21 protein-coding genes and 2 pseudogenes are annotated in these 22,698 nt (G+C 69.7%); 16 read left to right on the top strand and 7 right to left on the bottom strand.

The features are described from left to right. From ACTWQO_RS37560 to ACTWQO_RS37535, 6 genes and pseudogenes are all read left to right on the top strand, one after another. A pseudogene (locus tag ACTWQO_RS37560) lies at positions 1-220 on the top strand (hypothetical protein); the annotation flags it as partial. Positions 221-272: 52 nt separating this feature from the next. Continuing rightward, a complete protein-coding gene (locus ACTWQO_RS37555; RefSeq protein ID WP_443241860.1) occupies positions 273-1,475 on the top strand; it encodes an acyltransferase family protein in 1,203 nt (400 codons plus the stop codon). A gap of 88 nt (positions 1,476-1,563) precedes the next feature. Then, positions 1,564-2,946 (top strand): sensor histidine kinase, encoded by a 1,383-nt coding sequence (locus ACTWQO_RS37550; RefSeq protein WP_443241863.1) that lies wholly within the window; start codon positions 1,564-1,566, stop codon positions 2,944-2,946. Further along, a complete protein-coding gene (locus ACTWQO_RS37545) occupies positions 2,943-3,617 on the top strand; it encodes a response regulator (protein ID WP_443241859.1) in 675 nt (224 codons plus the stop codon). The genes ACTWQO_RS37550 and ACTWQO_RS37545 overlap by 4 nt, the downstream gene beginning before the upstream one ends. Before the next feature lie 123 nt (positions 3,618-3,740). Then, positions 3,741-5,081, top strand: a complete 1,341-nt coding sequence (locus ACTWQO_RS37540; RefSeq protein ID WP_443241858.1) for a sensor histidine kinase — start codon at positions 3,741-3,743, stop codon at positions 5,079-5,081. Then, the gene (locus ACTWQO_RS37535; protein ID WP_210580566.1) at positions 5,078-5,743 is read left to right on the top strand and encodes a response regulator; all 666 of its coding nucleotides are present in this window, start codon (positions 5,078-5,080) and stop codon (positions 5,741-5,743) included. The genes ACTWQO_RS37540 and ACTWQO_RS37535 overlap by 4 nt, the downstream gene beginning before the upstream one ends. A gap of 157 nt (positions 5,744-5,900) precedes the next feature. Here the strand turns inward: ACTWQO_RS37535 and ACTWQO_RS37530 are convergent, their stop codons facing one another. Further along, positions 5,901-6,974 carry an alkene reductase gene (locus tag ACTWQO_RS37530; protein ID WP_443241857.1) on the bottom strand — a complete coding sequence of 358 codons (1,074 nt, stop codon included), beginning with the start codon at positions 6,972-6,974 and terminating at the stop codon, positions 5,901-5,903. A 116-nt stretch (positions 6,975-7,090) separates the two neighbouring features. On the opposite strand from ACTWQO_RS37530, the gene ACTWQO_RS37525 reads away from it, so the two are divergent. The 4 genes from ACTWQO_RS37525 to ACTWQO_RS37510 all read left to right on the top strand — a co-directional run bounded on the left by ACTWQO_RS37525 (position 7,091) and on the right by ACTWQO_RS37510 (position 9,909). Continuing rightward, positions 7,091-7,468 (top strand): MerR family transcriptional regulator, encoded by a 378-nt coding sequence (locus tag ACTWQO_RS37525; protein WP_443241856.1) that lies wholly within the window; start codon positions 7,091-7,093, stop codon positions 7,466-7,468. Positions 7,469-7,519: 51 nt separating this feature from the next. After that, positions 7,520-7,954, top strand: a complete 435-nt coding sequence (locus ACTWQO_RS37520; protein ID WP_443241855.1) for a VOC family protein — start codon at positions 7,520-7,522, stop codon at positions 7,952-7,954. A 44-nt stretch (positions 7,955-7,998) separates the two neighbouring features. Then, complete coding sequence (locus tag ACTWQO_RS37515) at positions 7,999-9,219, top strand: cytochrome P450 (RefSeq protein WP_443241854.1); 1,221 nt, start codon at positions 7,999-8,001, stop codon at positions 9,217-9,219. Between the two features lie 87 nt (positions 9,220-9,306). Further along, entirely contained in the window at positions 9,307-9,909 is a 603-nt protein-coding gene (locus tag ACTWQO_RS37510) for a Uma2 family endonuclease (protein WP_443241853.1), read from the top strand. 9 nt (positions 9,910-9,918) lie between these two features. Here the strand turns inward: ACTWQO_RS37510 and ACTWQO_RS37505 are convergent, their stop codons facing one another. Both ACTWQO_RS37505 and ACTWQO_RS37500 read right to left on the bottom strand, forming a co-directional pair. Beyond that, positions 9,919-11,535: an ABC transporter permease gene (locus ACTWQO_RS37505; protein WP_443241852.1), complete on the bottom strand. Its 1,617-nt coding sequence runs from the start codon at positions 11,533-11,535 to the stop codon at positions 9,919-9,921. Next, entirely contained in the window at positions 11,532-12,443 is a 912-nt protein-coding gene (locus tag ACTWQO_RS37500; protein WP_443241851.1) for an ABC transporter ATP-binding protein, read from the bottom strand. Before ACTWQO_RS37500 ends, ACTWQO_RS37505 begins: the two co-directional genes overlap by 4 nt. A gap of 77 nt (positions 12,444-12,520) precedes the next feature. Between ACTWQO_RS37500 and ACTWQO_RS37495 the strand changes: the two genes are divergently transcribed. Together ACTWQO_RS37495 and ACTWQO_RS37490 are read left to right on the top strand one after the other, a co-directional pair. Further along, the gene (locus ACTWQO_RS37495; RefSeq protein ID WP_443241850.1) at positions 12,521-13,018 is read left to right on the top strand and encodes a GbsR/MarR family transcriptional regulator; all 498 of its coding nucleotides are present in this window, start codon (positions 12,521-12,523) and stop codon (positions 13,016-13,018) included. 116 nt (positions 13,019-13,134) lie between these two features. Next, complete coding sequence (locus ACTWQO_RS37490) at positions 13,135-13,701, top strand: hypothetical protein (RefSeq protein WP_443241849.1); 567 nt, start codon at positions 13,135-13,137, stop codon at positions 13,699-13,701. Between the two features lie 156 nt (positions 13,702-13,857). Here ACTWQO_RS37490 and tnpA read toward each other — a convergent pair whose 3' ends face one another. Further along, positions 13,858-14,274 (bottom strand): IS200/IS605 family transposase, encoded by a 417-nt coding sequence (tnpA, locus tag ACTWQO_RS37485; RefSeq protein WP_443241848.1) that lies wholly within the window; start codon positions 14,272-14,274, stop codon positions 13,858-13,860. A 24-nt stretch (positions 14,275-14,298) separates the two neighbouring features. On the opposite strand from tnpA, the pseudogene ACTWQO_RS37480 reads away from it, so the two are divergent. Beyond that, positions 14,299-15,521 (top strand): annotated as a pseudogene (locus tag ACTWQO_RS37480) (RNA-guided endonuclease InsQ/TnpB family protein). Between the two features lie 56 nt (positions 15,522-15,577). On the opposite strand, the gene ACTWQO_RS37475 reads toward ACTWQO_RS37480, so the two are convergent. Next, positions 15,578-17,089 (bottom strand): APC family permease, encoded by a 1,512-nt coding sequence (locus ACTWQO_RS37475; protein ID WP_443241847.1) that lies wholly within the window; start codon positions 17,087-17,089, stop codon positions 15,578-15,580. 151 nt (positions 17,090-17,240) lie between these two features. Here ACTWQO_RS37475 and ACTWQO_RS37470 point away from each other — a divergent pair, with 151 nt between their 5' ends. Further along, positions 17,241-18,635, top strand: coding sequence for an ethanolamine ammonia-lyase subunit EutB (locus ACTWQO_RS37470; RefSeq protein WP_443241846.1), 1,395 nt, complete (start codon positions 17,241-17,243; stop codon positions 18,633-18,635). Further along, positions 18,632-19,387 (top strand): ethanolamine ammonia-lyase subunit EutC, encoded by a 756-nt coding sequence (eutC, locus tag ACTWQO_RS37465; protein WP_443241845.1) that lies wholly within the window; start codon positions 18,632-18,634, stop codon positions 19,385-19,387. The genes ACTWQO_RS37470 and eutC overlap by 4 nt, the downstream gene beginning before the upstream one ends. 3 nt (positions 19,388-19,390) lie before the next feature. On the opposite strand, the gene ACTWQO_RS37460 is transcribed toward eutC, so the two are convergent. Together ACTWQO_RS37460 and ACTWQO_RS37455 are read right to left on the bottom strand one after the other, a co-directional pair. Further along, positions 19,391-19,807: a DUF6086 family protein gene (locus ACTWQO_RS37460; RefSeq protein ID WP_443241844.1), complete on the bottom strand. Its 417-nt coding sequence runs from the start codon at positions 19,805-19,807 to the stop codon at positions 19,391-19,393. Positions 19,808-19,933: 126 nt separating this feature from the next. Beyond that, positions 19,934-20,809: a diacylglycerol kinase family protein gene (locus tag ACTWQO_RS37455; RefSeq protein ID WP_443241843.1), complete on the bottom strand. Its 876-nt coding sequence runs from the start codon at positions 20,807-20,809 to the stop codon at positions 19,934-19,936. A gap of 201 nt (positions 20,810-21,010) precedes the next feature. Here ACTWQO_RS37455 and ACTWQO_RS37450 point away from each other — a divergent pair, with 201 nt between their 5' ends. Further along, positions 21,011-22,294: an adenylosuccinate synthase gene (locus ACTWQO_RS37450; protein WP_443241842.1), complete on the top strand. Its 1,284-nt coding sequence runs from the start codon at positions 21,011-21,013 to the stop codon at positions 22,292-22,294. The last annotated feature ends 404 nt before the right edge of the window (positions 22,295-22,698 follow it).

Raw genomic sequence — 22,698 nt, 5'->3', positions numbered from 1 at the left:
GCGCGGCGCGGACGACTGGGTGGCGAACGTTCCGCACGTCAGCACCGACCTGTTCGGCACCACCGTCGGCTTCGGCACCGACCCGGTGTCCCCGGCCTTCGGCGCCCGTGTCTTCGCGGCCGGCGGCGGCCACAGCGACTACTTCGCACCGGGCTCGGCCTCCCTGGCCAACCTGTCCCGGATCGTCCTCGGAGAGGCTTCGGAGGTGACCCGTGCGTGAGCTGAACCTGCGCGGCCCAGGCGAGCGCATACGCAAGGACATACGCAAAGACATGGGGACTGACATGCGGAAGGAGATGCGGAAGAGCGCCGCCCGAGTCGACGCCGCCACCCCCGCGGACCGGGACCGCGCGGTCGACGCCCTGCGCGCCTTCGCGATCCTCGGCATAGTGCTCGGCCACTGGCTGGTGACGGCCCTGGTCGCGGACGGCGGCTCGCTGCGCACCGCCAGCCCGCTGCAGCACATGCCCTGGCTGGCCCCGATCTCCTGGGCCTTTCAGACACTCGCCGTGTTCTTCCTGGTCGGCGGTCATGTGGCGACCCGTGGCTACACCTCGGCACGCGCTCGCGGCACGACATACGGGCAGTGGCTGACCGCCCGGCTCTCCCGGCTGTTCAAACCGGTGGCAGCCGTCCTCACCCTGTGGACGGTGGCCGCGGTCGCCCTCCTTCTGACGGGCGCGGAGTTCGAGACGGTCCGCACACTGGTCAAACTGGCCCTGTCCCCCCTGTGGTTCCTGTTGGTCTTCGCGGCGCTGACGGCGGTGACACCACTGCTGACCCGGCTCAACCCGCTCTGGCCGCTGGCCGTCGTCCTGCATGTGGACCTACTGCGCTTCGGCCTGGGCGGCCCGTCCTGGCTCGGCTGGGTGAACGTGGCGGCGGGCTGGCTCGTCCCCTACACCCTGGGCGCCGCCTGGACCCGGGGTGAGCTGGACCGTCGCCGGGCCGGCTGGATCCTTCTCACCGGCGGCGCGGCGGCGACGGCGGCACTCATCGCCTGGGCGGGCTATCCGGCGTCGATGGTGGGCGTACCGGGAGCCGGCATCTCGAACCTCAACCCGCCGACCCTGGCCGCCGTCACCTTCGGCCTGGCCCAGTGCGGCCTGGCCCTGCTCCTGCGCGACCAGCTGCGCCGCACCATGCGCCGCCCCCTGACCTGGGCGGCCGTAGCCCTGGTCAACCTCTCCGCCATGACGATCTTCCTCTGGCACCAGACGGCCCTCATGGCCACCACCGCCACGACCCTCCTGGCCGGGCACATCCCCGGCCTCCACACCCGCCCCGACAACCTGACCTGGATCGCCTACCGTTGCGCCTGGCTCCCCCTCTTCGCCCTGGCCCTGACGGCTTGCTGGACGGCGTTCCGCACGTACGAACAGTCCTCGGGCCGCCGCCCACCCCGCCCGTCGCGAGTGATCCGTTCCCACCGGCAGCCCCGGACCCCGCACGCAAAGGCCCCTCACCGTGCCTAGGGTTGACGGCGTGAACGGCGAGGAGAACGACCCCCCGACGAAGGAGCCACAGCACTCACCGGCACCCGCACCCACCCGCTTCCACCGCCTGCGCAAAGCCCTCGGCACGTCCCCCTCCCGGACCTCCCCCCACCTGCCCAAGTACCGCTGGCTGCGCTGGCTGACCTACCTCGTCGTCTTCTGGATCGCCTTGGGCATCTCCCTGGCCGGTGGCGCCGACATCAGCGACAGCTACGACCTGCCCACGGGACAGGGACTGGTGATCGCTCTCGCGCAAGGCGGCGCAATCATGCTGGCCTTGTGGCGCCCGGCCCCCGCCTGGGCCCTGTCTCTCGCCGCCACCGTCACCACCGCCCTGACCGTCCGCCCGCAGCTGGCGGAGAGCACGGGCCAGGACCCCAACTGGCCGTGGAGCACACCCACCGTCCTCGCCCACGCCGTCGTGCTCCTGCTGCTCGCTCTGCGCGTGCCCGCGCGCAAGGCGATCGCGGCCCTGGTGGTGACGGGCCTGGCAACAATCCTTCTCCAGGTGGGCGGGTCGCGCGTCAACACGACCGGGTACTCCGACACGGGCGCGGTGGCGATCGCGCTCTTCGCCGTGGCGGTCGTGGTCGGTATCGCGCTGCGCGGCAGGCGCGAGGCCCGCACCCGACTCGTGGAGCAGGAGACGATCACCGCGGAGGAGCGGGCCCGCCGCACGCTGCTGGAGGAGCGCAGCCGGATCGCCCGTGAACTGCACGACGTGGTCGCGCACCACATGTCGGTGATCTCCATCCAGGCGCAGGTCGCCCCGCACCTCGTCGAGAACCCGTCCGAGGAGCTGAAGGAGAACCTCGACGGCATCCGGCAGAACGCCCTGGAGGCCCTCACCGAACTCCGCCGAGTCCTGGGCGTCCTGCGCTCCGAGAACCCCGACGACCCCTACGGCCTGGGCGAACCCGGCCCCGGCTCCGCCCCGCAGGCGCCGCAGCCCACGCTCGACCGCCTGGACGCCCTGATCGAGAACACACGTGCCGCCGGGCTGAGGGTCGAGACCGACATCAGGGGCACGGCGCCCCCGTATCCGCCGGGCGTGGAGCTGTCGGCGTACCGGATCATCCAGGAGGCGCTGAGCAACGCGCTGCGGCATGCCCCGGGCTCGGCGGTGCGCGTCGAGATCACCCACTTCCCCCGCGGTCTGTACCTCGGTGTGATCAACTCCCGTCCGGAGGGCCCGGTCCCGCCCTCACCGGGCACGGGCCACGGCTTGCTCGGCATGCGCGAGCGCGCCACGATGCTCGGCGGCCACCTCACCGCCACCCCGACCCTGCACGGCGGCTTCTCGGTCTCGGCGTTCCTCCCGAGAGACGGCACCGCGGACCCCGACGACGCGGAGCCCGTCGAGCCGGACGGCTCCGTCACGCCCGTGTTCGGCCCGGGCGTCTTCGAGACCGAGACACCCCGACCCACGACCGGAGAAGAGAATCCATGACGAGCGGCACCATCCGCGTACTCATCGCCGACGATCAGCAGATGGTCCGGCAGGGCTTCACCGTGCTGCTCAACACCCAGCCCGACATCGACGTGATCGGCCAGGCGGTGGACGGCATGGACGCCGTCGCCAAGGTCGCCGAACTCGCCCCGGACGTCGTTCTCATGGACATCCGCATGCCCGAACTCAGCGGCATCGAGGCCACCCGCCGCATCATCGGCGTGACCCCGCACATCAAGGTGCTCGTGCTCACCACCTTCGACCTGGACGAGTACGTGTACGAGGCGCTGCGTGCCGGCGCGTCCGGGTTCCTGCTGAAGGACGCCTCCGCCGACAAGCTCGCCGAGGCGATCCGGGTGGTGGCGGCCGGCGACGCGCTGCTCGCGCCCGGTATCACCCGGCGGCTGATCGCCGAGTTCTCCCGTCTCGGCGACAAGCCGCGTGCCCCGCTCAGGACCCGCGTCGGCGACCTGACCGAGCGGGAGACGGAAGTACTGGCGCTGATCGCGCAGGGACTGTCGAACGCGGAGATCGCCGAGCGCCTGGTCGTCGCCGAGCAGACCGTGAAGACCCACGTCGGCCGCATCCTGGTGAAGCTGGGCCTGCGCGACCGCACGCAGGCCGCCGTGTTCGCGTACGAGTCGGGGCTGGTGAGGCCGTCGGGGTACTGACCGGTGTCCGTGAGCCGCTCCCACCCCCGGAGCTGGGGCTACCCGTAATACCTGAGACGGACCCCGAAGGACCCCTCTCACTGGTGACGACCGCGACCCCCGTTGACCTCTACGGTCTTATACGTGACCGATACGACCCAGACGCCGACGCCGCCGGGCGGCGAGTTCGATGCGTACAAGGCCCGCAGCCCGGAGTTCCGACTGGCCGTGGACGCCCTGCGCGGGCTGCGCCAGGACCTGTTCCACGACGCGTTCGCCTACCGCCCGCTGCCCCGCAGGAGCGAGGGCGGCCCGATCGTCCGGCGACTGCCCGGCCGTATCCGGGAGTACGCGGCCTGGCTGCCGCACACCCTGATCACCGGGGCGGGGCTGATAGCCATGCTCGTCGGCACGGCCGACAGCAACCCGCTCGTCGGCCTGTGCGTGCTGGCCCCCGTCCTGCTGACCATGGCCCGGCCGGTCGGCGCGTTCTGGCTGTCCATGGCCGTGACCCCGGTCACCGCCGTGCTCGGCCAAACCGGGGACGGCTGGCCGTGGCAGCCCGGCAGCTTCATCTGCCATGTGGTGGTGCTGTATGTCGTCGCGTTGCGCACCCGGCCGCGCACGGCCGCCTGGATGTGGGTGCTGACCGCGTTGTACGGGCTGATGGCGGAGAGCGTCGGCGGCAGCCCATACGGATACAGCGGCTCGGACCTCATGCCGATGCTGTTCTTCACCGCCCTGCTCCTGCTGGGCGTGACCGTCTGGCACATCCGCCGTGAGGCCCGGCAGGAGGTGACCGCCCAGCAGACGGTGACCGCGCACGAGCGCTCCAAGCGCACACTGCTGGAGGAGCGCACGACGATCGCCCGGGAGCTGCACGACGTGGTCGCCCACCACATGTCGGTCGTCGCCATCCAGGCGGAGGCCGCCCCCTACCGGGTGGAGAACCCGCCGCCGGAGCTGGAGCGCGCCTTCGCCACCATCAGGGAGAACGCGGTGGCGGCCCTCACCGAACTCCGCCGTGTCCTGGGAGTCGTCCGGGCGGAGGACTACGAAGCCCCGGACGCCCCGCAGCCCACCCTCGGCGACCTCGACGCACTGTTGGCGAACGTGCGGGACACGGGCCTGAGCGTGGAGAAGACGGTGACCGGCGCGGTGCGCGAACTCCCGCAGGGCGTCGAGCTGTCGGCGTACCGGATAGTCCAGGAGGCACTGAGCAACACCCTCAGACACGCGCCCGGCGCGAGCGCCCGCGTGGAGATCGGCTACGTCCTGGGCGGCCTGGGCCTGCGCATAGTCAACGGCCCGCCACCCGCCCCCGCCCTCGTCAAGCCCTCACCCGGCGCCGGCCACGGCATCACGGGCATGCGGGAGCGCGTCTCCATGCTGAACGGCGAGATGACGGCGGCCCGCACGGACGACGGCGGCTATGAGGTGGCGGTGTTCCTCCCGGTCCCCGCGGTGATCGAAGGTGACGCATGACCATCCGCGTGCTGATCGCGGACGACCAGATGATGGTCCGCGAGGGCTTCTCGGTCCTGCTGAACGCGATGCCGGACATCGAGGTCGTCGGCGAAGCCGTCAACGGGCGGGAGGCGGTGGACCGCGTCCGCGAACTCTCCCCGGACGTCGTGCTGATGGACATCCGCATGCCCGAGCTGAACGGCATCGAGGCGACCCGGGAGATCGTCGCGGCGGACGACGCCGCGAAGGTGCTCGTGCTGACGACCTTCGACCTGGACGAATACGTCTATCAGGCGCTGCGGGCAGGAGCCTCCGGCTTCCTCCTCAAGGACGCCTCGGCCCGCCAACTAGCCGACGGCGTACGGGTGGTGGCGTCCGGTGAGGCCCTCCTCGCGCCCTCTGTCACCAAGCGTCTGATCACCGAGTTCTCGAAGCTGTCGGAGGCCCCGCGTGCCATGTCCACCGCCCACGCGGCGTACGGCGAACTGACCGAACGGGAGACGGAGGTCCTGGTCCTGATCGCGCAGGGCCTGTCGAACGCGGAGATCGCCGAGCGCCTGGTGGTCGCGGAGTCGACCATCAAGACCCACGTCAGCCGAATCCTGGTGAAGCTGGGCCTCAGAGACCGCACGCAGGCGGCGGTCTTCGCGTACGAGGCGCGACTGGTGACGCCGGGTTAGGCGGACCTGGCGAGGTCGGCTGCGGTTCGGCAGCGCCCCCGAAGGGGCGCGGGGCTGTGACATATGCGGCTCCGCCGCGTGGGCGCGACCAGCCCCCACCGGCCCGCAGACGATCGACGACCCACCCCGCCTCTTTCAGCGGCACAGCGCCGGGGCGTCACGCCGCGTACTGATACGCCGGGTAGGTCAGGTATCCCAAGTCACCACCTTGGTAATACGTGGCCTCGTCGACGGGTGCGATCGGGAGTCCGGTGCGTAGCCGTTCGACCAGGTCGGGGTTGGCGATGAAAGCGCGACCGAAGCTGATGAGTTCGGCTCCCAGCCCGAGCCAGCGGTCGGCCTCGGCCCGGCCGGTCTGCTTCGGTCCCATCGGAAGCACCGGATTCATGATGAGGACGCCGGGCCACGCACGGCGCAGACCGATCAGTACCTCTTCATCGATGGTGGCCTCGAGATGGATGTAGGCCAGCTCCAGACGGGCCAGCTCGGGCAGCAACTCGGCGTAGAGATCGGCGACATCGGTCTCCTCAACTCCCCAGAACGTCCCGCCCGGGGAAAGGCGGATGCCGGTCCTGGCCGCGCCGACGGCCTCGACGGTCGCCGTCACCGCCTCGACGGCGAACCGGATCCGGTTGGCCGTCGAGCCTCCGTAGCGGTCCGTGCGCAGGTTGGCGCTGGAGGAGAGGAACTGCGAGATCAGGTAGCCGTTGGCGCCGTGCAGCTCGACACCGTCGAAGCCGGCGTCGATGGCGCGGCGAGCGGCCTGGGCGTACGACTGGGCGTGCTCGGGCACCTCGGCGGTCGTCAAGGCACGCGGCATCGGCGCGGGCTGAGGCCCGGTCGGGGTGAACACGTCGCCGACGGCGGGTACGGCCGAGGGCCCGACGGGCTGCATCCCGGTGGTGTCGGGATGGGAGACCCGTCCGCCGTGCATGAGCTGGGCGAAGATCCGTCCGCCGTTGGCGTGCACGGCGGCGGTCACGTGGCGCCACGCGGTGACCTGTTCATCGGTGTGCAGTCCCGGGGTGCCCGGATTGGACTGTCCGATCAGGCTCGGCTGCACGCCCTCGGTCACGATCAGCCCGGCCGTCGCACGCTGGGCGTAGTAGGACGCCATCGAGGGCGTCGCCAGACCGCCGGCAGCGGCCCGGACCCGCGTCATCGGGGCCATCACCACCCGGTTGGGCAACGTCAGGTCACCGAGCTGATGGCTGTCGAAAAGGGTCGTCACGTCAGGACTCCATCGTGATCTGCAGTGCCCGTAGCTCGGGCACGGCAGTTACGCTAAAACCTCACATCCATGTGAGAGGCAAGGCCTGTGTCGCAGGTCACAGCCGGGAGGGCGGCATGCGCATCGGGGAGCTCGCGTCACGGGCCGGAGTCAGCGTCCGGTCCCTGCGGTACTACGAAGAACAGGGACTGCTCGCCAGCGCCCGCAGCTCCAGCGGGCAGCGGCACTACACGGAGGATGACGTCGACCGCGTCATGTTCATCCAGCGGTTGTACGCCGCGGGCCTGTCCAGCAGCACCATCGCGGAACTGCTGCCGTGCCGCTACGCGCCCAGCGAGGAGAATTCCGACGCCGCACTGGAGCGGATGGCGCAGGAGCGCGACCGGCTCTCCGAGCACATCGCGGACCTCATCCGCACCCGGGACGCACTGGACGGGCTGATCGTCACCGCCCGAGCGCATCGAGAGAGCCTGCGGGCACCATTGGCCGGCTGATCACGTCAGCCGGGCCGGACGGGAGGCGAGCGGGGAACGTACCGTGAGGGCATGGAGCAGCGCATCACGTTGATCACGCTGGGTGTGTCCGATCTCGCTCGGGCCAAGGCCTTCTACGAGGCGCTGGGCTGGCGGGGGCAGGAGGTCGAGGAGACGGTCTTCTTCCAGGCCGGCGGCCTCGGACTGGTCCTGTGGGGCCGGGACGAGCTGGCGCGGGACTGCGGGTTGGAGCCGGGGCCGCAGGCCGGGTTCGGCGGGATCGCGCTCGCGCACAACGTCCGCTCCGATGCGGAGGTCGACGCGCTGCTCGGAGTGGTGGAGCGGTCCGGCGGGACGGTCACCAAGCCCGCCGCCGTGAACGCCATCGGCTTCTACTCCGGCGCCTTCGTGGACCCGGACGGCCACGCCTGGGAAGTCGCCCACAACCCCGGGTTTCCCCTGGCCGAGGACGGCTCGGTCACCCTCCCGGATTTCGGCGGTCAGTGAGACACCCCTGGTCAGCGGGGGACCTGCCGGGCTAGCTTCCGTTCATGGCAGCTGCTACCGACCTCGCCTTCGACCCATGGGACCCGGCGTTCCTCGCCGACCCGTACCCCGCCTACGCCGAGCTGCGTGCGCAGGGTCGGGTGATCCGTTACGAGCCCACCGACCAGTGGCTGGTCCCGCACCACGCGGACGTCTCGGCGCTGCTGCGGGACCGGCGGCTGGGCCGCACGTACCAGCACCGCTTCACGCACGAGGACTTCGGCCGGACAGCGCCGCCGCCGGAGCACGAGCCGTTCCATGTGCTGAACGACCACGGGATGCTGGACCTCGAACCCCCGGACCACACGCGGATCCGGCGCCTGGTGTCGAAGGCGTTCACACCGCGCACGGTCGAGCAGCTCAAGCCGTATGTGGCCAACCTCGCCGGGGAGCTGGTCGACGGGCTGGTGGAGCGCGGCGGCGGTGATCTGCTCGCGGACGTGGCCGAGCCGCTGCCCGTCGCTGTCATCGCCGAGATGCTGGGCATCCCGGAGTCGGACCGCGCCCCCCTGCGCCCCTGGTCGGCGGACATCTGCGGGATGTACGAGCTGAACCCGTCCCAGGAGACGGCGGCGAAGGCGGTGCGGGCGTCGGTCGAGTTCACGGAGTACCTGCGCGAACTGATCGCGGCCCGCCGCAAGGAACCCGCCGACGACCTCATCTCCGGCCTCATCGAGGCCCACGACGAGGGCGACCGCCTCACCGAACAGGAGATGATCTCGACCGCCGTCCTCCTCCTGAACGCCGGCCACGAGGCGACGGTGAACGCCACGGTCAACGGCTGGTGGGCCCTGTTCCGCAACCCCGGCCAGCTGGCGGCCCTGAGAGCCGACCACTCCCTCGTCCCGACCGCCATCGAAGAACTGATGCGCTACGACACCCCGCTCCAGCTCTTCGAACGCTGGGTCCTGGACGAGATCGAGATCGACGGCACGACGATCCCCAGGGGAGCGGAGATCGCCATGCTCTTCGGCTCCGCCAACCACGACCCCGAGGTGTTCCGAAACCCCGACCGCCTCGACCTCACCCGCAAGGACAATCCCCACATCTCCTTCAGCGCCGGCATCCACTACTGCATCGGCGCGCCCCTGGCCCGTATCGAACTGGCCGCATCCATGACGGCATTGCTGGAGAAGGCGCCGACGTTGCGCCTCGCGGCGGAGCCGGAGAGGAAGCCGAACTTTGTGATCCGGGGGTTGGAGGGCCTGAGCGTCGAGGTGGGATGATCACCCGTTCGGATGATCACTGGGTGAATCCGGTTGGTGCTGGCGAGCTACCGGTCACGCTGGTGCCTGCCTGCGAAGGGAGGCACCATGACGGTTATGGCAGAGCGCGCGTTGCAGTCGCCCCAGATGTCGGTTGGCGAGTTCGAGAGGATCGCCGCGTTCGCGGCCAAGGAGACCGACGACGCCGTCAGGTTGGAGTTCATCAACGGACGCATCGGGGTCAAGAAGGTGGCGGACGGGGACCACAACACCATCGTGCTGTGGCTGATGCGGCGGTGTATGCAGGCGAGGCCCGATCTGGACCTGTATCAGGGGCAAGGGCTGAAGGTGGAGAAGTACCGAGAGGGACGTGCACGTCCGGACGCCATCCTCGTGCCTGCGGAGCATTTCGCCGGACAAGGTGAGTGGGCCGATTCCAGTGGTGTGCTCCTAGTTGTCGAGGTCACGTCGTACGACTCCGACACCGACCGGCGCGACCGCCGGGAGAAGCCGGATGCCTACGCTGCCGCAGGCATCCCGTTCTACCTGTTGATCGACCGGGACGCGTGCACTGTCAAGCTCTACAGCGATCCGGTGCCTGAGCTCGGGTACGGCAACTGCCGCACAGTACCTTTCGGGAATCCGCTTGTACTCCCCGAGCCCCTCGGCATCGAACTCGACACCGAGAAGCTCAAGCAGTACGTCGACTGACTCTCACCGTCACGTACTCATGTCCCGCCTCCGCAACCCCACCAGCCCCCCAGCCACCAGCACCCCCGCGATCCCCGCAAGGACCCCCACCGGCCCCCACGCCATCTCCCCACCCGGCAACTTCGGCAGATGACCGAACGGCGAGATGTCCAGCACCGTCTGCGGCAGATCCAGTGCGGGCCCGATCCACCCCAGGAAGAGCACGACCCCCGCCGCACCCCAGGCGGCCGGAGCCACCTGCGGGGACACCCCGTACAGCAGGACCGCCAGTCCGCCCAGCGCCCAGACGGCCGGTACCTGGACCAGGCAGGCCCCGAGGATCGGGCCGAACTCGGCGCCGTAGCCGAGGCTCAGGCCCACTCCCGCCAGCAGCATCAGGAGCACTGTCCCACCGAACGCGATGACCAGGTGCCCGGCGGCCCACCGCAGCCGTCCGACCGCGCCCGCCAGTACCGGTTCGGCCCGCTGGGAGGTCTCCTCGCCGTGCAGCCGTAGCACGGAGGAGACGATGTACAGCGCGGCGACCAGGCCGAACATGCCGACCATGGTGGCCAGGAACGCGTCCGTGATGCCGGACTGGCCGCCCATCCGCTCGATGATCTCGCGGGTGTTGTCGTTGTCGCCGACCAGGTCCGCCGCCCCCTTGGTGACCCCGCCGAACGCGGCCCCGCCCGCGAGGAACCCGAGCCCCCAGCCGAGCACGCTGCCCCGCTGCAGCCGCCAGGCCAGCGCGCCCGCCGTGCCCAGCCGCCCCTCGGCCGGCCCGGGCCGGGTCGGTACGAAGCCGCTGCCGACGTCACGCCGCCCGGCGAGTTCGTAGGCCACGGCCCCCTGGACCGCCGTCGCGGCGGCGAACAGCAGCAGCACCCACCACCGTTCGTCGGCGAAGGCCCGCAGGTTCTCCAGCCAGCCGATCGGGGAGATCCAGGTGAGCGCCGAGGAGCCGTCCGTCGTGGCCGAGTCGCCCGCCGCCCGCAGCACGAACGCCGCCCCGATCAGCCCGCCGGTCAGCCCCTTCGCGAGCCGCCCGCTCTCGGTGAGCTGCGCGACGATGGCGGCCATCGTGGCGAACACCATCCCGACGCCCGCGATACCGAGCCCGAACGCCAGCGCCCCGGACCCGCCCTGTCCGGCGAGGCCGCCCGCGACCAGCAGCGCGACCACGCCGTTGGCGACGAGCGCGGTCAGCAGGGCCGCCGTCAGCGGGGCCCGCCGGCCCACCATCGCCGACGAGACCAGTTCCTGGCGTCCGCTCTCCTCCTCGTCACGGGTGTGCCGTACGACGATGATCAGGCTCATGATTCCGGCGAGTACGGCGGCGTAGACGCCGATGCGCCAGGCGGTGAGGCCGCCGAGGGAGTCGTCGAAGAGCGGGCCGTACATCGCGCGCAGTGAGTTGTTCGTCAGCATCTGCTGGGCGATGTCGGCGCGTTCGGCGGGCGTGGAGTAGACGGTCTTGAGCGAGTTCGGCATGGAGACGACCATCAACGCCGTCACGGCCACCCAGACCGGGACGGTGACACGGTCGCGCCGCAGGTTGAACCTCAACAGGGCGCCGGTGCCTGCCAGTTGGCGCTTTCCGCCGACCCTCGGCGCGAAGCGGCGGTCGGCAACGAGTGTGGTCATCGGGCGACCGCCTCTTCACTCGTGACGTCGTCCTGGTAGTGGCGGAGGAACAGCTCCTCCAGCGTGGGCGGCGTCGAGGTCAGGGACCGCACGCCGGACTCGCTCAGCGAGCGCAGTACGGCGTCCAGCTTGTCGGTGTCGACCTGGAGCCTGACCCGCCGTCCCTGTACGTCGAGGTCGTGGACGCCCGGGAGGTGGGACAACCCGTTGGGGGCGCCCGCGAGTTCGGCCGTCACGCTTGTCCGCGTCAGATGCCGCAGATCGGCGAGCGAGCCGCTCTCCACGGTCTGTCCCTTGCGGATGATGCTCACCCGGTCGCACAACTCCTCGACCTCGCTCAGGATGTGCGAGGACAGCAGGACGGTCCGGCCGCGCTCCCGCTCCTCCTCCACACACCGCTGGAAGACCTCTTCCATCAGCGGGTCGAGGCCCGAGGTCGGCTCGTCCAGGATCAGCAGGTCGACGTCCGAGGCGAACGCGGCGACCAGGGCGACCTTCTGCCGGTTGCCCTTCGAGTACGTCCGTCCCTTCTTCGTCGGGTCCAGCTCGAACCGCTCGATCAGGTCGGCGCGGCGCTGTTTGTCGAGGCCGCCGCGCAGACGGCCGTAGAGGTCGATGACCTCGCCGCCGGAGAGGTTGCGCCACAGCGTCACATCACCCGGCACATACGCGATCCGGCGGTGCACCTCCACCGCGTCCGTCCAAGGATCGCGGCCGAGCACCTGCGCGGCGCCTGAATTCGCACGCAGCAGGCCGAGCAGGACGCGGATGGTGGTGGACTTGCCGGCGCCGTTGGGGCCGAGGAAGCCGTGGACCTCACCGGTCTCGACGTCCAGGTCGAGACCGTCGAGCGCATGCGTCTTGCCGAACGACTTGTGCAGTCCGGAGACGGTGATTGCCTTCGTCATGCTTCAGAACGTACGCTTCTTTCAGAAATTTGTGAAGTTAAGGAAGCGTTAAAACCACCTCCGATAGGATGTTGACCATGACGGAATCAGTGGAGGGTGGTCGCGACGCGGAAGCCGTGTCGAAGTTCGTCGAGTCCTTCGCGGCCCAGCTCGTCGAGGCCGGGATGCAGCGCATGCCCGCCCGGGTCTTCGCGGCGCTGCTCTCCTCCGACTCGGGGGCGATGACCTCCGCCGAACTGAGCGAACAGCTGCAGATCAGCCCCGCCGCGGTCTCCGGCGCGGTGCGCTACCTGGCCCAGACACACATGGTGTCGCGCGAGCGGGAGCCCGGTTCACGCCGGGAGCGCTACCGGGTGCACGGCGACCAGTGGTACGAGGCCCTGACCAACCGCGAGGCCATCATCAAGCGCTGGGAAGCTGCCCTGCGCGAAGGCGTCAACAGCCTCGGCGTCGACACGCCGGCCGGCCGGCGCATGGCCGAGACGCTCGCTTTCTTCGAGTTCATCGAGGGCGAGATCCTGGCCATGATGGAACGCTGGCGGGTGCACCGCGAGAAGACGTTCGGCCAGGGGTGACGCACGGCGCGCGGACCGAAGCTCCGGGGAGTGCGCGGTTCGCCTCTGTTCCCGGCGAGCAGGCGCCTCGTACACTCGGGTTGCGTGCTCAACTCCGTTGCGGGACAGGGGGATTCGTGCCGGACAGCAGCCCCGGGCCCATCGCGCCGACCACCCCGGCCGACGCGCGGCTGGCAGCCCTGCGTGGCGAGGTCGACAAGGTCATCAACGAGGCGCAGATCGGTGCCCGGCGCGCGCAGCGCCGCGCCAAGCTGTGGCATGCGACATACCTCGGCCTTGGCTTTCCCGGCGCCGTGCTGGCCGGCATCTCGGGCTCGGTCGGGCTGGCCTCCGCCGGCGCGCGCGTGCCGGCGGCCGTCCTCGCCCTGCTGGCGGCCGGGTTCTCGGCGGGTTCGACATTCCTGCGCGCCGACGCGCGGCACTCGACGAACCTGCGCAGGCGCTACGCCTGGCAGAACCTCGAGTGGCGAGCGCGGCTGGTCAAGGCGTACGACGCGCACGAGAGCGCGGAGCGCCTGTATGCCGCGCTCCTGGAGCTCTACGAACTCCGGGCGACCGTTCCCTCCAGCGCGCTGGTCCTGGTGGAGGCGCAGCCGTCGCCCGCTTTCCAGCCGCCGCTCCCTCCGGTGGGCCAGCCAACGGTGATCCAGCCGGCACCGGCTCCCGCCGATCCCGGCGCCTGATCCGAAGCGCCGGGAAGGGCGGCATCACCGCGTTTCCAGCGGACCGATACTGCAATTCATTCACAGTGCATTGGCCTTCAGGCCGGTGGTGAAGCGAATCTGACAGGGGCGACGCGGAGCGTCGCGAGGGCTTCTCCCGGCGGAGCCGGGCGGTGCTCACGCCGGCCGGTTCTGCTGTTCGATGTACTGCCTGACCACAGAGAGCGGGGCGCCGCCGACGGTTCCGGCGAAGTAAGACCCGGACCAGAGCTTGTTGGCCCGCCAGTAGTGGCGCACCAGGTCGGGGAACTCCTGACGGAGGCGGCGGGAGGAGACGCCCTTGAGGGAGTTGACCAGCTTGGTCACGGCGACCTTGGGCGGGAAGTTCACCAGCAGGTGGACGTGGTTGTCCTCGCCGTTGAATTCCACCAGGTCGCACTCGAAGTCCGTACACACGGATCGCATGATCTCCTCCATCCGCCTCAAGTGGGCATCGGTGAACACCTTGTGCCGGAACTTGGTCACGAAGACCAAGTGCACATGCATCACGAAAGCACTGTGACGACCAGTTCTGATCTCCTGCATCTCACCCAAAACCAAGTATGTAGGGTGACGGTCATGCAGCTCAGGTACAGCTTCCGCCTGTACCCGGACAGCGGTCAGCAGACTGCGTTGGCGAAGGCGTTCGGGTGCGCCCGTGTCGTGTTCAACGACGCGGTCCGCGCTCGTGAAGACGCCCGAGAGGCCGAGCAGCCGTTCCCGACGGCCGGTCAGCTGTCCCGGAAGCTGATCACCGAGGCGAGCGGACAGCCGAGCGGTCCTGGCTCAGCGAGGTCTCCGCAGTGGTGCTCCAGCAGTCCCTGCGGGACGCCGAGAAGGCGTACCGCAACTTCTTCGCCTCCCTCAAAGGCACGCGCAAGGGACCGAAGGTGGGAGCGCCACGGTTCAAGTCCCGTAAGGACACGCGGCAGTCGATCCGGTTCACCGCCAACGCCCGCTGGAACATCACCGACAGCGGCCGTCTGAACCTGCCGAACATCGGCGCGGTGAAGGTGAAATGGTCCTGCACGCTGCCCGCCACCCCCACCTCCGTCACCGTCGTCAAGGACGCGGCCGGTCGGTACTTCGCCTCCTTTGTCCTCGACACCGACCCCGCCGCCGACGCGGCCCGGATGCCGGAGACCGACCGCACCATCGGCATCGATCTCGGCCTCACCCACTTCGCGGTCCTCTCCGACGGCACGAAGATTGACCCCCCGCGCTTTTTGCGGCGCGCGGAGAAGAAACTGAAGAAGGCCCAAAAGGAACTGTCCCGCAAGCAGAAGGGATCAAAGAATCGGGCCAAGACACGCCTCAAGGTTGCCCGCGCCCACGCCGAAGTCGCTGACGCACGCCGTGAGTTCCACCACCAGCTCTCCACGAAGCTGATCTCCGAGAACCAAGGGATCGCCGTGGAGGACCTGTCGGTTGCGGGACTGGCCCGTACGAAGCTGGGCAAGTCCGTGCACGACGCCGGATGGTCATCGTTCATCAACATGCTCCAGTACAAGGCGGAACGGTACGGCCGCACCCTGGTCAAGATCGGCCGGTTCACACCGACCTCCCAGACCTGCTCCACCTGCGGCGTCAAGGACGGACCCAAACCCCTGCACGTCCGGGAATGGACCTGTACCGCCTGCGGCACCGTCCACGACCGGGACACCAATGCCGCGATCAACGTGAAGACGGCCGCCGGACTGGCGGTATCGGCCTGCGGAGCGCCGGTAAGACCAGGAGCAATCCCGGCACAGCGCGAAGAAACAGGAAGCCACGGATTCCCGACCGAACCCTGTGCCGCGTAGCGGCACAGCAACGATCGAGAAGGCCAGAATCCTCGGGCTTCAGCCCGAGGTGCAAGTCAACGCTCCTTCGTCTCCTCCAGCACCGTCCGCCCCAGCAGCGCGTACCGTGCGGGATCCCGCCGCTTGAGGTACTGCGCGTACCCGATGCCCGCCGCCGCGATCAGCGCGACGATCCACGGGGTCGCCTTCAGCACCAGCGAACCGGACTCGGTGCCAGCCGCCACGCCCATGTTGGACACCAGCAGGACGACCACCGCGAGCATGGCCAACCCACCGACCAGCGGGGCGGTGAAGGTCTTGAACCAGTGCCGGCTCTCCGGGTGGTGGGTGCGGAAGTAGGCCAGCACCGCGAAGGAGCAGACGGCCTGGACGACGAGGATCGCCATGGTGCCGAGGATGGCGAGAAGGACGTACAGACCGGCGTACGGGTCCTTGCCCGCGATCCAGAACGCGGCGATCAGCACGGCGCTGACGATGGTCTGGACGAGGCCCGCGATGTGCGGGGAGCCGTGCCGGGCGTGGGTGCGGCCGATGGTGTTCTTCAGTGACGGCAGGACGCCTTCGCGGCCGAGCGCGTACATGTACCGGGCGGCGCAGTTGTGGAAGGCCATGCCGCAGGCGAGCGAGCCGGTGATCATCAGCCACTGCATGACGACGACCGCCCAGTGGCCGACGTACTGCTCGGTGGGGTTGAAGAACAGGGCGAGGGGGTTCGCGGAGGAGGCCGCGGCCACGGCTTCCTTCTCGCCATTGCCCGTAATGGCCATCCAGGAGACGAAGACGTAGAAGACGCCGACGCCGAGGACCGAGATCATCGTCGCCTTGGGGATGATCTTCTTCGGGTCGCGGGACTCCTCGCCGTACATCGCGGTCGACTCGAAGCCGACCCACGACCAGAAGGCGAAGAAGAGGCCGAGACCGGCGCTGGTGCCCTGGAAGGCGTTGACCGGGTTGACAGGGCCGAAGGTGAAGCCGTCGGGGCCGCCGCCGTGCAGGGCGACCGAGATCGCCATCGCGGCGAGGATCGTCACCTCGGTGGCCAGGAGTACCACGAGCAGCTTCTCGGCGACCGACACACCGAACCAGGTGCCCATCGCGTTGACGGCGAGCATCAGGATCGCGAAGCCCCACCACGGGATGTGAAGTCCCGTCTGGTCCTCAAGAGTTGTCGTCGCGAAGACCGAGAAGATGCCGATGAGAGCCGGCTCGAAGACGACGTACGCGAAGGTGGCGAGGAGCCCGGAGGCGAGGCCGACCGTGCGTCCGAGGCCGTACGAGATGAAGCCGTAGAAGGCGCCGGTGGACGTGATGTGCTTCGCCATCGACGTGAAGCCGACGGAAAAGATTGCCAGTACGACCATTGCGACGAGGTAGCTCGCCGGGGCGCCGATGCCATTGCCGGACGAGACCATGAAGGGCACGTTGCCCGTCATCGCGGTGATCGGCGCGGCGGTCGCGACGGCCATGAAGACCACGCCGAGCAGGCCGATGGCGTTGGGCTTCAGCCGGTGAACCGTGCCGTCTTCGCTTGCCTTCGCCGCTGGGGCGACTCCCTCGTCCACTGCCATCGGGCTGGCCCCTCTCGTGCTGGTCGGCTGGTGTGCTGGACCGGAACTCTGCAGCTCGAATGAGTCGGGCAAGGATGTCGGGATGTTAAATGCTTGTCAACCAGACCTTTAGAAATCTGGCGGCAACACGTGGCTCGTACGGTCAACCGCCATGAGCGCCTACACCTCCACTCTCAGCGGCGAGCGCTACCGCTTCGACTCCCTCGCCCGCCTCCTCGCCGCCGCGAGCCCCGAGCGCTCCGGCGACCGGCTGGCCGGGCTCGCCGCCCGAAGCGCCCAGGAGCGGGTGGCGGCGCGCTGGGCGCTGGCGGAAGTGCCGCTTGCGCAGTTCTTGGCCGAGCCGGTGATTCCGTACGAGACCGATGACGTCACCCGGCTGATCATGGACGGCCATGATTCCGTGGCCTTCGCGCCGGTGGCCGGCCTGACGGTCGGTGAGTTCCGGGAGTGGCTGCTGTCTCAGGCGGCGGACGCGGGGACGCTGGCCGCGCTGGCGCCCGGGCTGACCCCGGAGATGGCCGCGGCCGTGTCCAAGCTCATGGGGAACGCCGACCTGGTCGCGGTGGCCAGGAAGGTGCGGGTGGTGACGGCGTTCCGGTCGACGATCGGGCTGCCGGGACGCCTGGCGACCCGCCTCCAGCCCAACCACCCCACCGACGATCCGGCCGGTGTCGCCGCCGCCCTCCTCGACGGCCTGCTGCTCGGCTCCGGCGACGCGGTGATCGGCATCAACCCCGCGACGGACAGCCTGAAGGCGGTACGGGACCTCCTGGAGCTGCTCGACGGAGTGATCGGCCGGTACTCCATCCCCACCCAGTCGTGCGTGCTCTGCCACGTCACCACCAGCGTCGACCTGATGGAGCGCGGCGCCCCGGTCGACCTGGTCTTCCAGTCCATCGCGGGGACGCAGGCGGCGAACGCGTCCTTCGGCGTGACACTCGGCCTGCTGGACGAGGCGCACGAGGCGGCGCGGGCACTGGACCGGGGCACGGTCGGCCGGAACGTCATGTACTTCGAGACGGGCCAGGGCAGCGCCCTCTCCGCAGACGCGCACCACGGTGTCGACCAGCAGACGGTGGAGGCCAGGGCCTACGCGGTGGCCCGCCGCTACGACCCGCTCCTGGTGAACACGGTGGTCGGCTTCATCGGCCCGGAGTACCTGTACGACGGCCGGCAGATCCTCCGTGCCGCCCTGGAGGACCACTTCTGCGGCAAGCTGCTCGGCCTGCCGATGGGTCTGGACATCTGCTACACGAACCACGCGGACGCGGACGACGACGATGTGGCGACCATGCTCACGATGCTGGGCGTGGCCGGGGCGTCCTTCGTGATCTGCACGCCCGGCGGCGACGACATCATGCTCAACTACCAATCGGCCTCGTACCACGACGCGTTGTACCTGCGCGAGGTGCTGGGACTGCGCCCAGCGCCGGAGTTCGAGGCCTGGCTCGGATCGATCGGTCTGCTGGACGAACGCGGCGCGATCCGGGACGTGTCCGGTACGGGGCACCCGCTGACGGCCATCGGAAGGGAACTGGCGGCATGACGGACAGTCAGATACAGCCGCTGACAGGCGACTTGGCCTTGTGGTCGGCGCTGCGACGCCACACCCAGGCCCGCATCGGCCTCGGCCGGTCGGGCTCCGCACTGCCGACCCGCCACCGCCTGGAACTCCAGTCCGCGCACGCGGCGGCCCGGGACGCGGTGCACTCGCCGTTCGACCCGGGGGCGGTGGCGGCACAGCTGCTGGGCATGCCGACGGTACGGGTGCGCAGCGCGGCCCCCGACCGGCTGACGTACCTCCAGCGACCGGACCTGGGGCGACGGCTGGACGCGACGGACCGGGCGCACCTTCCGGTGGGGGAGTGGGACGTGGTGTTCGTCGTGGCGGACGGGCTGTCCAGCCGGGCGGTGCACGAGCATGCGGCGGCGGTGGTGCGGGAGACCGTGGTGCGTGTGCCCACCTTCCGGATCGCTCCCGTCATCCTCGCCGAACAGGCTCGTGTCGCCCTGGGCGACGACATCGCGGCGGCCATCGGCGCGTCGATGGTGGTCGTCCTGGTGGGAGAACGCCCGGGGATGTCGGCGGCCGATTCCCTGGGCGCGTACCTGACGTACCGCCCGAAGCCGGGTGTCACGACGGACGCCGACCGCAACTGCCTGTCCAACATCCGGCCGCCGCTGGGGCTGACGTACGAGGGGGCGGCGGGGAAGCTGGCGGGGCTGATGGGGAGGGCGCGGGAGCTGGGGCTGACGGGGGTGGGGCTGAAGGACGAGTCGGACGCGTTGCCCAGGTAGGGATCAGCGGGACATGGCTCGGTCCAGCTCCCGGGCCCGTGCGCGAGCCGCTCCCGCCCAGTCCTGCTGTGGGGGCGCCCGCATCTGGATGTCCGTCCGGCCCTCGAGGCCGACGCGGGGCTCCGGCCAGCGCACGTCGACGCGGGCTCGGTCCGCCAGGGCCAGCACCGTGGCGATGAAACCGGCGGCGAGAGCGTCGATCATGCGGTGCTGCGTCCGGTCGCGCCACACCAGCAGGGCGGTCACGAACGTCTCGAAGGCGGCCGGATCGACCTGGTACTCGTCGCGCTCCACCGGCCCGATCCCCGACGGGACCCCCAGCAGGTCCTCGTAGAGCCTCACCTGCCGCACGAACACCTGAGCGGCCCCGTTCGACGGGTTCCACAGGGTCTCTTCGCCCATGTCGAAGCATTGGCTCATGGCAGGCCTCCTGGCTGTCGACCGAGTGGATCTCGACCGGAATGGATCTCGGCGGTGGCAGATTAGCCTCGGCTCCGAGGCGCAGGCACCTGGATTACCCGCAGCCCGCCCCTGTCACCGGCAGCGTCAGCTCCCACTCACCGGCAACGTCAGCCCCCATGCGCCCTCCAGCACCGTCCAGGTCCGCGTCCGCACCGGGCCGCTCACCACCGCGTCCGCCCGGTACCGGAAGTCCGCCCCGGACACCGTCACCGCTCGCCCGCTCGCCCGCAACGGCGACGCCTCCGCGCCCACCGAGGCGGGCCGTACCTCCACCTCGGCCGCCCCCGTGCGGCCCGGGATGACGGAGACGGCCTCCACCGGCTGGTCGAGGTCGATCAGCGTCACCCCGTCGACCTCCACGCGCAGCCGCGCGGGTCCGGCGGTGGGAGCGGACGGGATCGGCCGGCCCGGGCGGGTGGCCAGGGTCCGTACGAAGGACTGGCAGGTCCGCAGCCAGGGATGCGCGGAGGATACGGCCGACGCCCCCGCCGGATGTTCCCGGGGCTCCCGCAGGGCGAGCGGCGGAATCCGCAGCGCGCCGAGCACGACACCGTCGCTGTCGTCGACGAGCAGATCCAGCCGCCGCTCCACCCCGTCCAGTACGGCCCGCGCCGCCGCCACCGCTCCCGTGGGCAGCCCGAGCGACCGGGCCAGCGACAGGACACCGCCCACCGGAACCACCGACAGCGCACATCCGCCCAGCTCCCGCTGCCGGTGCAGCAGGGACACCGCCCGCAGCAGAGCCCGGTCGTCCCCGACGACCACGGGTCGCCGCGACCCCCGCCGCGCCAGCGCCCGGGCGAACTCCTCCGGCCCGTCCGGCAGGCACACCTTGGTCGTGGCACCCGCGCTGAGCACGTCTTTCGCGATCCGTACGGACTCTCCGTCCGTCCGACGGGCGATCGGGTCGACCACCACCAGCAGCTGTTCGGACGTCGGAGAAGTCGCCACCTCGGTCATGCCTCGCTTCCTCGGGTAGCATCTTTGTGCAAGAGCCCCTTGCGCTATTGCGCCAGGGGCTTCGTCTATTCCGGGGCATCCGGTCCGACGGGTTGCGGCCAACGAAGGTCGCCGGTGTACGAAACAGGCTGTGCGAGGCACAGTCAATGTCGCGTACGCCTCTGACCTTGGACATGCCCCGCCCGGAAGGGGTGTACGCGCGTGCCCGCACTTGTGCTGCTCGGTGCTCAGTGGGGTGACGAAGGCAAGGGAAAGGCGACGGACCTGCTAGGTGGGTCGGTCGACTACGTAGTGCGCTACCAGGGCGGCAACAACGCCGGCCACACGGTAGTCGTGGGCGACCAGAAGTACGCCCTCCACCTCCTTCCTTCCGGAATCCTGTCCCCGGGGTGCACCCCGGTCATCGGAAACGGCGTCGTCGTCGACCCGTCGGTCCTGCTCTCCGAGCTGAGCGGGCTGAACGAGCGAGGCGTCGACACGTCCAAGCTCCTGCTCAGCGGAAACGCTCACATCATCACGCCGTACAACGTCACCGTCGACAAGGTGACGGAACGCTTCCTCGGTAAGCGGAAGATCGGCACCACCGGCCGCGGCATCGGCCCCACCTACGCCGACAAGATCAACCGCGTCGGCATCCGCGTCCAGGACCTCTACGACGAGTCGATCCTCACCCAGAAGGTCGAAGCGGCCCTCGACGTCAAGAACCAGATCCTCACCAAGCTGTACAACCGGCGCGCGATCGCCGTCGACCAGGTGGTCGAGGAGCTGCTGACCTACGCCGACAAGCTCGCGCCCTACGTCACCGACACGGTCCTGGTCCTCAACCAGGCCCTGGAGGACGACAAGGTCGTCCTCTTCGAGGGCGGCCAGGGCACGCTGCTGGACATCGACCACGGCACGTACCCCTTCGTGACCTCGTCGAACCCGACCGCGGGCGGCGCCTGCACGGGCGCCGGCGTCGGCCCGACGAAGATCAGCCGCGTCATCGGCATCCTCAAGGCGTACACGACCCGCGTCGGCGCGGGCCCGTTCCCGACCGAGCTCTTCGACGCGGACGGCGAGGCGCTGCGCCGCATCGGCGGCGAGCGGGGCGTCACCACCGGCCGTGACCGCCGCTGCGGCTGGTTCGACGCGGTGATCGCCCGGTACGCCACCCGCGTCAACGGCCTGACGGACTTCTTCCTCACCAAGCTGGACGTCCTTACCGGCTGGGAGCAGATCCCGGTCTGCGTCGCGTACGAGATCGACGGCCGGCGCGTCGAGGAACTCCCGTACTCCCAGTCCGACTTCCACCACGCGAAGCCCGTCTACGAAATGCTGCCCGGCTGGTCGGAGGACATCTCGAAGGCCAAGACCTTCGCCGACCTCCCGAAGAACGCGCAGGACTACGTCAAGGCCCTGGAGGACATGTCCGGCGCCCCGATCTCCGCGATCGGCGTGGGCCCGGGCCGCGACGAGACGATCGAGATCAACTCGTTCCTGTAGGCCGCGCGTCGGTCTCCTCGTGGGCCGGTCATGGACATCCCTGACCGGCCCAAGGACGATGCCTTCGAATCCCGGGATTAACTGGGTCCCCGCCACCGGCGTCCAACTCCGCAGGGCAGGCGTCCAGTTCCTTGTGGCCGTCGGCAGTACATCCCGATCCCTGCCCTCAACGGCCTGACCTGGCCATTGAATTGGCGATACCGCCCGACGGGTGCCGACCACCTCGTACACGCGCTCCTGCTGCGCACCGTTCTTCACTCTGAGGGGTGAAGAACATCAACTTCCGCCTGGGAAAAGGTGGTTTCGGCTTGCGTTCGTCGCTCTGCGTACCCGTAGAGTCACGCCCAACAGCGAAATGCCCCCGCGGTGCGCCAACACCCGGGGGCTTGGCACCAGGTCCGATG

The organism is Streptomyces sp. 4N124 (assembly GCF_052245395.1).
Taxonomy (GTDB): domain Bacteria; phylum Actinomycetota; class Actinomycetes; order Streptomycetales; family Streptomycetaceae; genus Streptomyces.
Note: the sequence above shows the minus strand (reverse complement) of the source record. Positions and strands in the feature narration are given on the sequence as shown.

Bases quoted from the DNA above. Each gene is read 5' to 3' on its own strand.
- ACTWQO_RS37515 (WP_443241854.1), top strand. From the start codon at position 7,999: ATGGCAGCTGCTACCGACCTCGCCTTCGACCCATGGGACCCGGCGTTC.
- ACTWQO_RS37505 (WP_443241852.1), bottom strand. From the start codon at position 11,535: ATGACCACACTCGTTGCCGACCGCCGCTTCGCGCCGAGGGTCGGCGGA.
- ACTWQO_RS37475 (WP_443241847.1), bottom strand. From the start codon at position 17,089: ATGGCAGTGGACGAGGGAGTCGCCCCAGCGGCGAAGGCAAGCGAAGAC.
- ACTWQO_RS37460 (WP_443241844.1), bottom strand. From the start codon at position 19,807: ATGAGCCAATGCTTCGACATGGGCGAAGAGACCCTGTGGAACCCGTCG.
- ACTWQO_RS37555 (WP_443241860.1), top strand. From the start codon at position 273: ATGGGGACTGACATGCGGAAGGAGATGCGGAAGAGCGCCGCCCGAGTC.
- ACTWQO_RS37470 (WP_443241846.1), top strand. From the start codon at position 17,241: ATGAGCGCCTACACCTCCACTCTCAGCGGCGAGCGCTACCGCTTCGAC.
- ACTWQO_RS37520 (WP_443241855.1), top strand. From the start codon at position 7,520: ATGGAGCAGCGCATCACGTTGATCACGCTGGGTGTGTCCGATCTCGCT.
- ACTWQO_RS37495 (WP_443241850.1), top strand. From the start codon at position 12,521: ATGACGGAATCAGTGGAGGGTGGTCGCGACGCGGAAGCCGTGTCGAAG.
- ACTWQO_RS37455 (WP_443241843.1), bottom strand. From the start codon at position 20,809: ATGACCGAGGTGGCGACTTCTCCGACGTCCGAACAGCTGCTGGTGGTG.
- eutC (WP_443241845.1), top strand. From the start codon at position 18,632: ATGACGGACAGTCAGATACAGCCGCTGACAGGCGACTTGGCCTTGTGG.
- ACTWQO_RS37500 (WP_443241851.1), bottom strand. From the start codon at position 12,443: ATGACGAAGGCAATCACCGTCTCCGGACTGCACAAGTCGTTCGGCAAG.
- ACTWQO_RS37545 (WP_443241859.1), top strand. From the start codon at position 2,943: ATGACGAGCGGCACCATCCGCGTACTCATCGCCGACGATCAGCAGATG.
- ACTWQO_RS37535 (WP_210580566.1), top strand. From the start codon at position 5,078: ATGACCATCCGCGTGCTGATCGCGGACGACCAGATGATGGTCCGCGAG.
- ACTWQO_RS37510 (WP_443241853.1), top strand. From the start codon at position 9,307: ATGACGGTTATGGCAGAGCGCGCGTTGCAGTCGCCCCAGATGTCGGTT.
- ACTWQO_RS37525 (WP_443241856.1), top strand. From the start codon at position 7,091: ATGCGCATCGGGGAGCTCGCGTCACGGGCCGGAGTCAGCGTCCGGTCC.